This is a genomic window from Nocardioides houyundeii, from assembly GCF_002865585.1.
Lineage (GTDB): Bacteria > Actinomycetota > Actinomycetes > Propionibacteriales > Nocardioidaceae > Nocardioides > Nocardioides houyundeii.
Map to the genome: position 1 here is coordinate 2911388 of NZ_CP025581.1, position 12370 is coordinate 2923757.

16 protein-coding genes are annotated in these 12370 nt (G+C 72.3%); 10 read left to right on the forward strand and 6 right to left on the reverse strand.

Translation table 11 applies throughout. The annotated features are described in order from the left end of the window. Positions 1–75: 75 nt before the first annotated feature. The 5 genes from C0R66_RS13890 to C0R66_RS13910 are packed head-to-tail and all read left to right on the forward strand — an operon-like array spanning position 76 to position 4962. Positions 76–876: an ABC transporter ATP-binding protein gene (locus C0R66_RS13890; protein ID WP_241901446.1), complete on the forward strand. Its 801-nt coding sequence runs from the start codon at positions 76–78 to the stop codon at positions 874–876. Then, a complete protein-coding gene (locus C0R66_RS13895) occupies positions 876–1580 on the forward strand; it encodes an ABC transporter ATP-binding protein (RefSeq protein WP_101525208.1) in 705 nt (234 codons plus the stop codon). Before C0R66_RS13890 ends, C0R66_RS13895 begins: the two co-directional genes overlap by 1 nt. Before the next feature lie 15 nt (positions 1581–1595). Continuing rightward, positions 1596–2474, forward strand: a complete 879-nt coding sequence (locus tag C0R66_RS13900; protein WP_101525209.1) for a branched-chain amino acid ABC transporter permease — start codon at positions 1596–1598, stop codon at positions 2472–2474. After that, the gene (locus C0R66_RS13905; RefSeq protein WP_101525210.1) at positions 2474–3613 is read left to right on the forward strand and encodes a branched-chain amino acid ABC transporter permease; all 1140 of its coding nucleotides are present in this window, start codon (positions 2474–2476) and stop codon (positions 3611–3613) included. The genes C0R66_RS13900 and C0R66_RS13905 overlap by 1 nt, the downstream gene beginning before the upstream one ends. Beyond that, on the forward strand, positions 3610–4962 hold the full coding sequence (locus C0R66_RS13910) for an ABC transporter substrate-binding protein (RefSeq protein ID WP_101525211.1): 1353 nt from the start codon (positions 3610–3612) through the stop codon (positions 4960–4962). Before C0R66_RS13905 ends, C0R66_RS13910 begins: the two co-directional genes overlap by 4 nt. 68 nt (positions 4963–5030) lie before the next feature. On the opposite strand, the gene C0R66_RS19080 is transcribed toward C0R66_RS13910, so the two are convergent. The 5 genes from C0R66_RS19080 to truA form a co-directional block, all read right to left on the reverse strand. After that, complete coding sequence (locus tag C0R66_RS19080) at positions 5031–5312, reverse strand: hypothetical protein (protein WP_199286973.1); 282 nt, start codon at positions 5310–5312, stop codon at positions 5031–5033. Continuing rightward, positions 5309–6397, reverse strand: a complete 1089-nt coding sequence (locus tag C0R66_RS13915; protein ID WP_199286693.1) for an NAD(P)/FAD-dependent oxidoreductase — start codon at positions 6395–6397, stop codon at positions 5309–5311. Before C0R66_RS13915 ends, C0R66_RS19080 begins: the two co-directional genes overlap by 4 nt. A gap of 69 nt (positions 6398–6466) precedes the next feature. Continuing rightward, entirely contained in the window at positions 6467–7498 is a 1032-nt protein-coding gene (mgrA, locus tag C0R66_RS13920) for an L-glyceraldehyde 3-phosphate reductase (RefSeq protein ID WP_101525212.1), read from the reverse strand. Between the two features lie 58 nt (positions 7499–7556). Beyond that, positions 7557–8174 (reverse strand): class I SAM-dependent methyltransferase, encoded by a 618-nt coding sequence (locus C0R66_RS13925; protein WP_101525213.1) that lies wholly within the window; start codon positions 8172–8174, stop codon positions 7557–7559. Next, positions 8171–9001 (reverse strand): tRNA pseudouridine(38-40) synthase TruA, encoded by an 831-nt coding sequence (gene truA / locus C0R66_RS13930; RefSeq protein WP_101525214.1) that lies wholly within the window; start codon positions 8999–9001, stop codon positions 8171–8173. Before truA ends, C0R66_RS13925 begins: the two co-directional genes overlap by 4 nt. A 121-nt stretch (positions 9002–9122) precedes the next feature. Between truA and C0R66_RS13935 the strand changes: the two genes are divergently transcribed. The 5 genes from C0R66_RS13935 to C0R66_RS13950 are packed head-to-tail and all read left to right on the forward strand — an operon-like array spanning position 9123 to position 11471. Then, positions 9123–9503 carry an ArsR/SmtB family transcription factor gene (locus C0R66_RS13935; protein WP_101525215.1) on the forward strand — a complete coding sequence of 127 codons (381 nt, stop codon included), beginning with the start codon at positions 9123–9125 and terminating at the stop codon, positions 9501–9503. Next, on the forward strand, positions 9500–10009 hold the full coding sequence (locus tag C0R66_RS13940) for an SRPBCC domain-containing protein (protein WP_101525216.1): 510 nt from the start codon (positions 9500–9502) through the stop codon (positions 10007–10009). Before C0R66_RS13935 ends, C0R66_RS13940 begins: the two co-directional genes overlap by 4 nt. Continuing rightward, the gene (locus C0R66_RS19585; RefSeq protein WP_241901447.1) at positions 10006–10209 is read left to right on the forward strand and encodes a maleylpyruvate isomerase N-terminal domain-containing protein; all 204 of its coding nucleotides are present in this window, start codon (positions 10006–10008) and stop codon (positions 10207–10209) included. The genes C0R66_RS13940 and C0R66_RS19585 overlap by 4 nt, the downstream gene beginning before the upstream one ends. Further along, positions 10206–10628: a DinB family protein gene (locus C0R66_RS13945; RefSeq protein ID WP_241901448.1), complete on the forward strand. Its 423-nt coding sequence runs from the start codon at positions 10206–10208 to the stop codon at positions 10626–10628. The genes C0R66_RS19585 and C0R66_RS13945 overlap by 4 nt, the downstream gene beginning before the upstream one ends. A gap of 57 nt (positions 10629–10685) precedes the next feature. Beyond that, positions 10686–11471 carry a DUF2786 domain-containing protein gene (locus C0R66_RS13950; protein WP_101525217.1) on the forward strand — a complete coding sequence of 262 codons (786 nt, stop codon included), beginning with the start codon at positions 10686–10688 and terminating at the stop codon, positions 11469–11471. Here the strand turns inward: C0R66_RS13950 and C0R66_RS13955 are convergent. Then, positions 11407–12351, reverse strand: coding sequence for a carbohydrate kinase family protein (locus tag C0R66_RS13955; RefSeq protein ID WP_241901449.1), 945 nt, complete (start codon positions 12349–12351; stop codon positions 11407–11409). The two genes, C0R66_RS13950 and C0R66_RS13955, sit on opposite strands and share 65 nt — an antisense overlap. Positions 12352–12370: the final 19 nt, after the last annotated feature.

The following is a 12370-nucleotide window of genomic DNA, read 5'->3' on the forward strand; positions in this document are numbered from 1 at the left end:
CGCCCAATGACCGTGATGTGCGTCTCGCCCCATGGTGGTGCAGGTCACAGAGCACATCCAGGCCCAGGAGGTCCGTTGAGCGCCCCGCCCCGAGAGTCCCAGTCGGCCCCCGAGACCGCCGTGGACCTCGAGCTCGCAGACGTCACCGTGCGGTTCGGCGGGCTCCTCGCCCTGGACGGCGTGGGGTTGCGGGTGCGGCCCCGGACCGTGCACGGCGTCATCGGCCCCAACGGGGCAGGGAAGACGACGCTGTTCAACGTGGCATGCGGCTTCGTGCGCCCCGACGAGGGACGGATCCTGCGCCACGGCTCCGAGCTCACCCACCTGCGTCCGCACAGCCTGGCCGGCCTCGGCATCGCCCGCACACTGCAAGGGCTCGGCCTCTTCGACCGCGTCACGGTGCTGGAGAACGTGATGACCGGGGCCGACCGGCACGCCGGCACCGGCTTCCTGGCCTCGCTGCTGGCCCTGCCCCGCTCCTGGCGCGAGGAGCAGGAGCTCCGCGAGCGGGCGATGAGCACGCTGGAGGCCCTGGGCATCGCCCGGGTGGCCGGTCTCTATCCCGGCAGTCTCCCCTACCCCGTGCGCAAGCGCGTGGCCCTGGCCCGCGCCTTGGTGGCGGAGCCCGAGCTGCTCCTGCTCGACGAGCCGGCCAGCGGTCTCTCCGCGGACGAGATGGACGAGCTGGGCCAGCTCATCGTCGGCCTCACCGCCCGCATGTCGGTGCTGCTGGTGGAGCACCACATGGACCTGGTGATGCGGGTCTGCGACGAGATCACGGTGCTCGACTTCGGTCGGGTCATCGCCGGCGGCACACCCGACGAGGTGCGCAACGACCCCGCGGTCCTCACCGCCTACCTCGGGGAGGACGTCTAGTGCTCAGCATCGAGTCCCTCACCGTCGGCTACGGCCCGGTCACCGCGCTGCACGAGGTCTCCTTCACCGCGCGCCGTGGCGAGATCACCGCGGTGCTGGGCGCCAACGGCGCGGGGAAGACCACCCTGCTGCGCACGGTCTCGGGGCTGCACCGCGCCCGCAGCGGCTCCATCAGGCTCGCTGACCGGGCCATCGACCGCTCCCCCGCCGAGGCGATGCCTGCCCTGGGCATGGCCCACGTCCCGGAGGGCCGCGGCGTCATCACCGAGCTCACGGTGGAGGAGAACCTGCGCCTGGGCGGCCTGGGTCGCGCTCGCCGGGTCCGGGGCGGCGACCTCGACCTCGCCTACGACCTGTTCGGGGTCCTGGCGGACCGTCGGGCCGCGGCCGCCGGCACCCTGTCCGGGGGCGAACGGCAGATGCTGGTCATCGGGAGAGCGCTGATGGCCAGGCCGGAGCTGCTGCTCCTGGACGAGCCGTCGCTGGGCCTGGCCCCACGGATCGTCGCCCAGATCTTCGCGCTGCTGCGAGGGCTGGTGGCCGACCAGGGACTGACCGTGCTGCTGGTGGAGCAGAACGCGCGCAGCGCGCTCTCGGTGGCCGACCACGGCGTCGTCCTCGACCTCGGACGGGTGGTCGCCGACGAGCACGCGCACGTGCTCGCGGCCGACGACCAGCTCCGCCATGCCTACCTCGGCTTCTAGAGACCGGAGAACTGCGTGCAACAGCTCATCAACACCGCGCTCGGCGGCCTGACCCTGGGGATGGTCTACGCCGCCTTCGCGCTCGCCCTGGTCCTGATCTGGCGCTCCACCCGGGTGGTCAACTTCGCCCAGGCGCCGATGGCCATGGTCACCACGTTCATCGCCCTGGTGGTGATCGACGCCGGCTACTCCTACTGGCTCGGGTTCGCCGCCGCCCTGGTCGCCGGCCTGGTGCTGGGCGCCTTCATCGAGCGGGTCGTGGTGCGTCCGGTGGAGGGCAAGGCGGAGATCAACGCCGTCATCCTGACCCTGGGGCTCTTCATCGTGCTGCACGCGCTGGCCGCGGTGGTCTTCGGCAACGAGTACCGCTCCTTCCCCGCCCCCTTCGGCATCCGGGGCTTCGAGGTCGGGGACCGGACCATCGCGCTGACCGGCTTCGGCGTCTTCACCATCGGCGCGGTGCTGGTGGTGATGGCCCTGCTGGTGGCGCTGTTCCGCTACACCGACGTCGGCCTACGGATGCGCGCCGCGGCCTTCAACGCCGAGGTCGCCCGGCTGCTCGGCGTACGGGTGGGACGGATGATGACGCTGGGGTGGGCGCTGGCCTCGGTGGTCGGCTCGCTCGCGGGGCTGCTGATCGCGGGCGGCAGCCTGGTGCACCCCGGCTACATGGACTCGGTGGTGGTCTTCGGGTTCGTCGCCGCGGTGCTCGGCGGTCTCGACAGCCCGGTGGGCGCCGTGGTCGGCGGCCTGGTGCTGGGACTCTCGCTCAGCTTCGTCAGCGGCTACGTGGGGTCCCAGCTCGTGGCCCTGGCCGCGCTGCTGATCCTGATGGTGGTCCTCACGCTGCGCCCGGGCGGGCTCTTCTCCTCCGCCCACGCGCGGAGGGTCTGATGTCGTCCGCGTCGCGGCTGGTGCCGCGGAGTCCGCTGGCCCGTCACCTGCTCACCGCCGCGCTGGCGATGGTCGTGGTGCTGCTGGTGCTGAGCATGCTGAGCGACTTCCGCCGCTACCAGATGGCCGAGATGGCCTACTTGGGGATCGCGGTCGGCGGCCTGACGGTGCTGACCGGCCTCAACGGCCAGCTCTCCCTGGGGCACGGCGCCCTGATGGCCTTCGGGGCCTACACCACCGCCCTGCTGCTGCCCGACCGGGACGCCTCCACCCCGCTGCTGGTGGTGCTGCTCGCCTCGGTGCTGGTGACCCTGGTCGTGGGGGCCGCCGTCGGGGCCGCGGCCGCTCGCCTGCACGGTCCCTACCTGGCGGGCGCCACGCTGGCGCTGGCCGTCGCCGTCCCCGGGATCGCGCTCTACTTCAAGGAGACCCTGGGCGGGGAGCAGGGCCTGCGGATCGTGGTGCCCCCGATCCCGGAGTGGGTGCTGGACGCGGCCTTCTTCGTCACCGGACAGGAGCTGACCAACGCCGGGTGGGTCGCCTTCCTGGCTTGGACCACCCTGGTGGTCACCTACCTCCTCCTGGCCAACCTGTCGCGCAGCCGGGTGGGCCGGCGCTGGCGGGCGGTGCGCGACGACGAGGTCGCCGCCCAGCTGGCCGGCATCGACCTGGCTCGGGCCCGGATCTCGGCCTTCATGGTGAGCGCCGCCGCCGCCGGTGCCGCCGGCGCCCTGCTCGCCCTCACCGTCCGCCTGGCGGCGCCCAGCTCCTTCACCCTCACGCTCAGCCTCACCCTGCTGGCGGCGGTGGTGCTGGGCGGACTGGGCAGCCTCTCCGGGGCCCTGCTCGGGGCGGCCCTGCTGACCTTCCTGCCCCAGGTCGTCACCCAGTGGGGCAAGGCCGCCGGCCTCGACGACATCGCCGCCGCCGAGCTCTCACCGCTGGTCTACGGCGTCGTGATGGTGCTGGTGATCCTGCTGGCCCCCAGCGGTCTGTACGGCGTCCTGCACGGCTTCGTCGTACGCCGCAGGACGCGGCGCCTGGCCACCCCGCCCGCGCCCCGGGCCACCCGCCACCCCACCACCGACCTCGCAGCACCCGGCGACACCGCCACCATCACAGAGGGAGCACAGCAATGAGTCAACGGAACAAGAGACCGGCCCGGCTGGTCGGTCTGACGGGCCTGGTCGCCTCGGCGCTCGTCCTGAGCGCCTGCGGCGCCGGCGGGCGCGACGACGGCGACGGGGACGGGGACGGCGGCGACGCCGGCGGCGGAGCCTCGGACGTCGGGGTCACCGAGGACAGCGTGACCGTGGGCGGGCACTTCCCGCTCACCGGCGTCGCCGCCCCGGGCTACAACGAGATCCCCACCGGCGCGCAGGCCTACTTCGACTACGTCAACGCCCAGGGCGGGATCCACGGCCGGCAGATCGAGTACGTGGTCAAGGACGACGGCTACAACCCGACCAACACCAGCAAGGTGACCAACGAGCTGGTCCTGCAGGACGAGATCTTCGCCATGGTCGGCGGGCTGGGCACCCCCACCCACAGTGCGGTCATCGACTTCCTCAACGCCGAGGGCGTCCCAGACCTGTTCGTCTCGTCGGGCTCCCTCGCCTGGGGCGACGACCCGGCGACCAACCCGATGACGTTCGGCTGGCAGCCCGACTACGAGAGCGAGGGCAAGATCATCGGCCAGTACGTCGCGGAGAACATGCCCGACGCGAAGGTCGGCCTCTTCCTGCAGGACGACGACCTGGGCGAGGACGCCGAGAAGGGCGTGCGCCAGTTCCTGGACAAGCAGATCGTCGCGGTGGAGCGCTACACCTCGGGCAACACCGACGTGGGACCGCAGATCGCGGGCCTGCAGGGCGCGAAGGCCGACCTGGTGCTCTCCTTCAACACCCCCTCCTACACCGCGCTCGCGCAGCTGGTGGCCATGAAGCTCGGCTACGACCCGAAGTGGTACGTCGCCAACATCGGCGCCGACCCCGCACTGGTCAGCTCCCTGCTGGCCAGCTTCTCCGAGGGCGCCGTCGACGGCGCCGGCGCTCTGGACGGCGTGATGACCTCGGAGTACATCCCCGGCGTGGACCAGCCGGAGGACCCGTGGGTCGAGCTGTGGCAGAAGGTCTGGGACGCCCACGGCAAGAAGGGCGAGCTGACCAACTACCGCATCTACGGCATGTCCCACGCCTACGCCTTCGTCCAGGCCCTGCAGGCCGCCGGGGAGGACCTGACCCGCGAGGGCCTGATCGAGGTCCTGGAGGAGAACGGCCCGGACATGGTCGGCCCCCAGCTGGCGCCGTTCCGCTTCTCGGCCGACAACCACATGGGCATCTCGGGCATGCGTCTGGTGGAGCTCAAGGGCACCGAGAGCACACCGCTGACGCCGGTGCTCACCACCGACCTGGGTGACGCCGAGATCGTCGAGGACACCTCCGAGCAGGCCGAGGACGCACCCCCGGCCAGCGGCATTCCGGAGTAGCCGGCCGTCGCGACCTGACGGTGGGCCCGAGCCGGTTCGGCTCGGGCCCACTGCCGCGTCCGGCGTCCCTAGATCTGCTCGGCCACCCGACGCGCGGCGACCTGCAGCACCTCCCAGGCGGTGCTGAAGGGCGGCGAGTAGGACAGGTCCATCCAGGCCAGGTCGTCCACCGTGCCCTCGTGCCAGAGCACCGCGGCTGCGGTGTCGATGCGCTTGCCGGACCCGTGCCCTCCGACGATCTGGACCCCGAGCAGGCGTCGGCTCCCCCGGTCCGAGGTCACCAGGATGTCCATCGGCTCTGCCTCCAACATGTAGCCGCTGGCGGTCGACCCCGGGGTCAGCAGGCTCACCGGGTCGAATCCCGCCTCGCGTGCGTCGTCGACCGAAAGACCGGTGCGGGCGATCTCGAGGTACTGACCACCCCCTCGAACCGGGTGATCGAGGTCTCCAGGACGCCGTCGAAGGTCAGGGACCCGCCGCCGAGGTTGTCGCCCAGCGCTCGCCCGGCCTTGTTGGCATGGGTGCCCAGAGGCAGGAAAGCCCAGTCCCCGACCAGCCGGCGCCGCACCTCGCAGCAGTCCCCGGCCGCCCAGACGCCGTCCGCGACCCGCCCCGTGGGCTCGGCGCGCAGCCCGCCGGAGGGGCCCATCGGGAGGCCGCTGTCGGCCAGGAAGCCGGTCGCGGGCTCCACCCCGACGGCCAGCACCACGAGGTCGCAGTCGCGTCCGCCGCCCTCCCACTCCACGCCGCACACCACGCCGTCGCACACCCGCAGTCCGGTGATCTCCGCGTCGAGGATCACCTCGACCCCTGCCTCGGTCAGCGCCAGGGCGACCCGCTCGGACATCTCCGGTTCCAGCAGGCTCATCACCCGGGACCTGGTCAGCACGGTCACGCCGAGGCCGCGCTTGAGCGCGATCTCGGCCATCTCCACCCCGATGTAGTTGCCGCCGACGATGACGAGGTGGGCCCCTTCCCCGGCCCGGGCGAACCGGCCCAGCCAGGCCTCCCCGTCCTCCAGGGTCTTGACCGGACCAACCCGGTCGTACGGCGTCCCGTCCTCGGCGTGCGCCCACGGCGGGATCGCCGCCGGAGCTCCGGTGGCAACGACCAGCTCGTCGTACTCCACCGTCTGCCCGTCGGCCAGCTTGACCTGCTTGCCGGCCAGGTCGACACCGGTGACCTCGGACTCCAGCCGCAGGTCGATCCCGGCCTCGCGGTGCTCTGCCGGGGTGCGCCCGACGAGGGCGTCGCCCGAGGGCACGTCGCCGGCCATCCAGTAGGGGATGCCGCACGCAGAGTAGGAGGTGTAGCGGCCCTTGTCCAGGACGGTGACGTGCAGGTCTCGCCCGTTCTTCTCGGCGGTGCGCAGCGCCTGGTGGGCCGCGGACATGCCCGCGGCGTCGGCGCCGATGATCACGATGCGTTCAGTCATGGGAGGAAACCTCGCTGCTGGGGAAGTTGCGACTCATACCCGCCCCGGTCCCGCGTCATGCGCGTGCCGTCAGTCCTCGGTCTGCTTGGCCCACAGGTTGATGCCGGAGTCGACGGCGTACCGGTCGATCTCGACGAGCTCGTCGGCGGTCAGCGGCGGCCCGTCCAGCGCGTCCAGGTTGGTGTCCAGCTGCTCCACGCTCGAGGCCCCGATCACCGCACTGGTGACCCGGCGGTCGCGCAGCACCCACTGGAGCGCCAGCTGGGCCAGCTTCTGCCCCCGACCCTCGGCGATGGCGTTCAGCGACCGCACCCGGGAGAGCACGTCCTCCTCCAGGCCGGCCAGGGTCGAGTCGTCGCGGGCGGCGCGCGAGTCTGCCGGGACCCCGTGGAGGTAGCGGTCGGTGAGCAGACCCTGGGCGAGCGCGGTGAACACGATGCAGCCCATCCCCTGGGCCTCCAGCTCGTCGAGCAGGTCCTCCTCGATCCACCGGTTGAGCATCGAGTACGACGGCTGGTGGATGAGCAGCGGCGTGCCGAGCTCGCGGGCGATGCTTGCCGCCTCGCGCGTCTTCGTCGCCGAGTAGGAGGAGATGCCGACGTACAGCGCGCGGCCCGAGCGCACCGCAGTGTCCAGCGCCATCATCGTCTCCTCGACCGGGGTGTCGGGGTCGAACCGGTGGCTGTAGAAGATGTCGACGTAGTCCAGCCCGAGCCGGCCCAGGGACGCGTCCAGGCTGGCCAGCATGTACTTGCGGGACCCGCCGCCCTGACCGTAGGGACCGGGCCACATGTCCCAGCCGGCCTTGGTGGAGATCACCAGCTCGTCGCGGTGGCCCGCGAAGTCGTCTCTCAGGTAGCGCCCCAGGTTCTCCTCCGCCCGCCCGTACGGCGGGCCGTAGTTGTTGGCCAGGTCGAAGTGGGTGACCCCCCGGTCGAAGGCCCGACGCAGGATGGCCCGCTGGGTCTCCTCGGGACGGTCGGTCCCGAAGTTCTGCCACAGCCCCAGCGACAGGGCCGGGAGCACCAGTCCGCTGTGGCCGCTGGGCCGGTAGTCCATGACACCGTCGTCGTACCTGTCAGCTGCTGCAACGTAGGCCATGCACCCATCTTGACCGATCCCTGGTCGTCGACAGGCGGGGCGGGTCAGGCGGGTCGGGTCAGGCAGGTGCTCCCGGCGCGCGGCTCTCCAGCACCCGGAAGCCCTTGTGGCTGGCCAGCCTGGTCGTGGGGTAGCCCTGCTCGGTGAGCCAGCGCTGCAACGAGTCGGCACCGAGGTGCTTGCCCACCACCATCACCGCGCGGCCGCCGGGGGCCAGCCGGGGCAGCCAGGTCAGGAGCAGCTCGTGCAGGGCCTGCTTGCCGATCCGGATCGGGGGGTTGGACCAGATCTCGTCGAAGACCTGGGTGGTCGGCACCTGATCGGGCCGGCAGGCGACGAACTTGCCGGCGAGGCCCAGCGAGGCGGCGTTCTCGTTGGCCAGCAGGATGGCCCGCTCGTTGACCTCGACGCCGATCACCGACGACAGCGGCACCGCACGGGCGATGGCCAGGCCGATCACCCCGTAGCCGCAGCCGAGGTCCAGGAAGCGCCCCTGGACCGGGGGCTCGGTCTCGGCGAAGAGCACGTTGGTGGCGTGGTCCACGTGTCCCCGGCTGAAGACGCCCGAGCCGCTGACCAGCCGCAGCTCGTGCCCCCACACCTGGCAGGTGATCTCCTCGCGCTTGAACGGCGCGTGCGGATCGGCGGTGAAGTAGTGCTCCTGCTCCTCGGTCATGGCAGCTCCCTCATGGTCCGGCTCAGCTGGGCCTGTCGGGCCAGCTCCTGGTCGGCGGGATAGCCGACCTCCTCCAGGGTCAGCCCGTGGGCGTGCGCCACGGTGAGGGCGGGGTTGCGCACCCGCGAGGTCATCACCTCCAGCGCCCAGGCTGGCGGACGGCGCCCGTCGCCCACGGCCAGGAGGCAGCCGACCAGGGAGCGCACCATGTTGTGGCAGAAGGCGTCCGCCACCACCTTGGCGACGGCGCGACCGGCCGTGTCCCGCTCCCAGCTGAGCTCGAGCAGGGTGCGCACCGTGGTGGCCCCCTCGCGGCGGCGGCAGAACGCGGCGAAGTCCTGGAGGCCGATCAGCGGCTTGGCCGCGGCGTTCATCTCCTCGATGTCGAGCGGTCGCTGCCAGGCCAGCACGTGGTGGCGGTGCAGCGGGTCGACCAGGGCGGCATCGTCGGCGACCCGGTAGACGTAGCGCCGCCAGATGGCGGAGAAGCGGGCGTCGAAGCCGTCCGGGGCCTCGCTGAGCCGACGTACTCGCAGGTCGGGTGCCACGATGCCGTTGACCCGGCGCAGCAGCGCCTCCAGCGCGGTCTCCCGCGACCGCCCGGCCGAGGCGGCGAGCACCTCGGGAGCCACGTCGCAGTGCGCCACCTGTCCGCGCGCGTGCACCCCGGCGTCGGTGCGCCCGGCGACCACCACGCGCACCCGCGGCACCCGCAGCGCCGTGGCCAGGGCGCCCTCCAGCATCTCCTGCACGGTGCGCAGCCCGGGCTGGGTCGCCCACCCGGAGAAGTCGGTGCCGTCGTAGGCAAGGTCTATCCGGATACGCACGACTCGATTGTCCCAGACCGTCGCGGGTCGACCGCCACCACCTGTTCAACGAAATGGTTGACAAAGGTTCGGTGCGCGATCCACGCTGTAATCAACAGATGTGTTGAGAAAGGTGGTCCCGATGGCCGCAGACCCGCTCTCGAGGGCGTTCTCGGCCCTGGCCGATCCCACGCGTCGCGACCTGGTCGCACGGCTGACCACCGGCGACGCGACCGTCAACGAGCTCGCGGCGCCGTACGAGGTGAGCCTGCAGGCCGTCTCCAGGCACCTGAGGGTGCTCGAGGAGGCCGGCCTGGTCAGTCGCAGCCGGGAGGCCCAGCGCCGCCCGGTGCACCTGGAGGCGGAGGTGCTCGACCTGATGACCAAGTGGATCGAACGCTACCGCCGTCAGGCGGAGGAACGCTTCCAGCGCCTGGACTCGGTGCTGGAGCAGATGCAGGAGCAGGAGCAGGACAGAGCAACACCCGTCGACGCAGACGTCCGAGAGGGGACAGCACCATGACCACGAGCAGCAGCAGCGAGCGATACCTCGACGCGGCCATCGAGGCGGACCCGACGGTCCCGATGATCCACATCCGGCGAGACTTCCGCGCCACCCCCGCCCAGCTCATGCGCGCCCACACCGACCCCGAGGTCTTCGCCCGATGGATCGGCCCGGACTCCGTCGCGATGCGCATCGACCACTGGGACTGCCGCACGCTGGGCTCCTACCGCTACGTCGGCGAGCGCGACGGCGAGGAGTTCGCCTTCCGCGGCACCTTCCCCGAGATCAGCGAGCACCGGCTGGTGCAGACCTTCACCTGGGAGGGCATGCCCGAGGCCATCGCCCTGGAGACGATGAGGTTCACCGACCTGGGTGAGGGTTGGACCCGGCTGCACGCCCAGTCGCTCTGCGACTCCTTCGAGGGACGGGACTCGATGCTCTCCTCCGGGATGGACGTCGGGGTGCACGAGGGCTACGCCAAGCTCGACCGGCTGCTGGCCGACGGTGAGGTCGCGGCGTCATGACGCTGCGTGCGCAGCCCGCCGCCCGGCACCGCGCGGTCGCCGCCACCTTCACCGACCTGGTCCGGGGCGTCGACGACTGGGACGCCCCGAGCCCCGTGCCGGGCTGGGCCGCACGCGACGTGGTGGATCACCTCGTGACGTGGTTCCCGGCGTTCCTCGCCTCCGGGTCCGGGCACCGCTGGCCCCCGGGGCCTCCGTGAGCGAGGACCCGCTGGCCGCCTGGACCGCCCAGGTCCGGGGCGTGCAGTCGCTCCTGGACGACCCCGAAGCGGCGGCGTCCGCCTTCTCCCACCCGCAGGTGGGAGAGCAGGAGCTGGCCAGCGCCGTCTCGTCGTTCTACACCGCCGACGTCTTCATGCACTCCTGGGACCTGGCTCGGGCGAGCGGGCAGCCGGTGACTCTGGACGCGGACGCGTGCCAGCAGCTGCTGAGCTCGATGCGCGCGATGGAGACGGCGATCCGGCAGTCCGGGCAGTCCGGGACCGCGCAGCCGGTCGCCGCCGATGCCTCCGCGCAGGACCGGCTGGTCGCGTTCATCGGCCGCGACCCGGCCTGGGCGCCCTCGCCCTGTGCACAGGGCTCGTGGCGTGGCGAGCCTGTGGAGGGCGGGGACCCTTGAGTCGGTGGGCGCTGGCACCCTGAGTCTCCCGATCCCCCGCCACTGCCCGGAGCACCGATGTCGCAGACCCACATGCTCGCCAAGATCCGCAAGCTGCTGGCCAAGGCCGAGGACCCCGCCGCCAGCCCGGAGGAGTCCGAGACCTACACGGCCAAGGCCGCCCAGCTCATCGCCGACTACGGGATCGACGCCGCCCTGCTGTCCGCGGACGACCCGGGGAGCGACCGGGTGGCGGACCGGGTGGTGGGCCTGGACGCTCCCTACGCCCGGGACAAGGCGCAGCTGCTCTGCGACATCGCCAACCGGCTGCGCTGCCAGGCCGTGCTGCGGACCCGACCGGTGGCCCAGGGGCCGACCGAGCACTCGGTGCACCTCTTCGGGCACGAGTCCGACCTGACCCGCACCGACCTGCTCTTCACCAGCCTGCTCATGCAGTCCACGCACCGGCTGGCCCAGACCCCGGTGCCCCCGTGGGAGCACAAGGCGGCCTTCCGCCGGTCGTGGCAGGCCGGGTTCCGGATGTCGGTCTCGCGGCGCTTGGCCGAGGCGGAGTCGCGGGCCCAGACCCAGGCCACCGGACGCACCAGCCACGACGGACGCTCGACGGGGCTGGTCCTGGCCGACAGGTCCTCGGAGGTCGCGCACGCGCTGCGCGACGCCTACCCCACCGCCGGCCGGGCCCGAGCGCGCTCGCTGTCCGGCTCGGGGATGCGTGAGGGGTACCTGGCCGGGGAGGTGGCCGACCTGGGCGGGACCAGGCTGCGCGGCGGCCGGATCCCTATCGCCTCAACGGAGGCAGCTCCGCCAGGTACGGCGGGTCCGCCCCGGGGCGCGACACGGTGACCGCGGCGGCGCGTCCCGCCCACCGCATCAGCTCGAGCAGCCGGTCGTCGGCGACCTCGAACCGAGACCCGCACGGGCCCGGGCGCCGCCCCTCGAGCGCGCCGGAGCGGATCAGGGCCGCCACCAGGGCGGCACCGAAGGTGTCACCCGCGCCGATGGTGTCCCACACCGCCACGGGCGCCCCCGGGGCGGCCACCACCCGGTCCCGGTCCACCCACATCGCCCCGCGTTCCCCGAGGGTCACCACCACCGCCGCGGCGCCCTGCCCGCCCTCCGCCACCCACAGCAGCCGACGAGCCGCGGTCACCGGGTCCAGCCCGGGCATCAGGACCCCGAGGTCCTCGTCCGAGGCCTTCACCACGTCGGACTGGGCGACCATCGCCCGTACCGCCCGGAGCAGCGGGGCGCCGGCCCCGGTGATGCCCGGGCGGGCGTTCACGTCGTAGACCACCGGAACCCCGGCCCCGACTCGGGCGACGAGCTCACGCACCTGGGTGGCTCCCGGCTCCAGCACCGGTGCGAACGAGCTGACCAGCATGACGTCGGCCGGCGGGACGGCGGGCACCTCGGCCAGCCGCCAGACGACGTTGAAGTCGTACGCCGCGGACCCGTCCTCCGCGATCGTCGCCTCGGCCCTCGCAGTCCGGTCCAGGGAGAACGGATCGTTCGCCCAGCCGACACCCTCCTTCTCCAGGTGGTCGTGGAGCAGCCGGCCCCTGCCGTCGGGACCGAGCGCGGTGACCATGCTGACCCGCAGCCCCAACCGCGCCAGCGCCACCGCTGCATTGGCGGCACTGCCCCCAGGAAGCTCGCGCGGCCCCTCACCGGGACGGCGTACCACGTCGACCAGGGACTCCCCCACCACCAGCACCCGTTCCATGGACGCGATGCTCTCCGCT

What these genes read in the sequence shown, in the direction of transcription:
- mgrA (WP_101525212.1), bottom strand. Translation starts at nt 7,498, where the DNA reads ATGGCCTACGTTGCAGCAGCTGACAGGTACGACGACGGTGTCATGGAC.
- C0R66_RS13940 (WP_101525216.1), top strand. Translation starts at nt 9,500, where the DNA reads ATGACCACGAGCAGCAGCAGCGAGCGATACCTCGACGCGGCCATCGAG.
- C0R66_RS13925 (WP_101525213.1), bottom strand. Translation starts at nt 8,174, where the DNA reads ATGACCGAGGAGCAGGAGCACTACTTCACCGCCGATCCGCACGCGCCG.
- C0R66_RS19585 (WP_241901447.1), top strand. Translation starts at nt 10,006, where the DNA reads ATGACGCTGCGTGCGCAGCCCGCCGCCCGGCACCGCGCGGTCGCCGCC.
- C0R66_RS13910 (WP_101525211.1), top strand. Translation starts at nt 3,610, where the DNA reads ATGAGTCAACGGAACAAGAGACCGGCCCGGCTGGTCGGTCTGACGGGC.
- C0R66_RS13955 (WP_241901449.1), bottom strand. Translation starts at nt 12,351, where the DNA reads ATGGAACGGGTGCTGGTGGTGGGGGAGTCCCTGGTCGACGTGGTACGC.
- C0R66_RS13905 (WP_101525210.1), top strand. Translation starts at nt 2,474, where the DNA reads ATGTCGTCCGCGTCGCGGCTGGTGCCGCGGAGTCCGCTGGCCCGTCAC.
- C0R66_RS13950 (WP_101525217.1), top strand. Translation starts at nt 10,686, where the DNA reads ATGTCGCAGACCCACATGCTCGCCAAGATCCGCAAGCTGCTGGCCAAG.
- C0R66_RS13915 (WP_199286693.1), bottom strand. Translation starts at nt 6,397, where the DNA reads ATGACTGAACGCATCGTGATCATCGGCGCCGACGCCGCGGGCATGTCC.
- C0R66_RS13935 (WP_101525215.1), top strand. Translation starts at nt 9,123, where the DNA reads ATGGCCGCAGACCCGCTCTCGAGGGCGTTCTCGGCCCTGGCCGATCCC.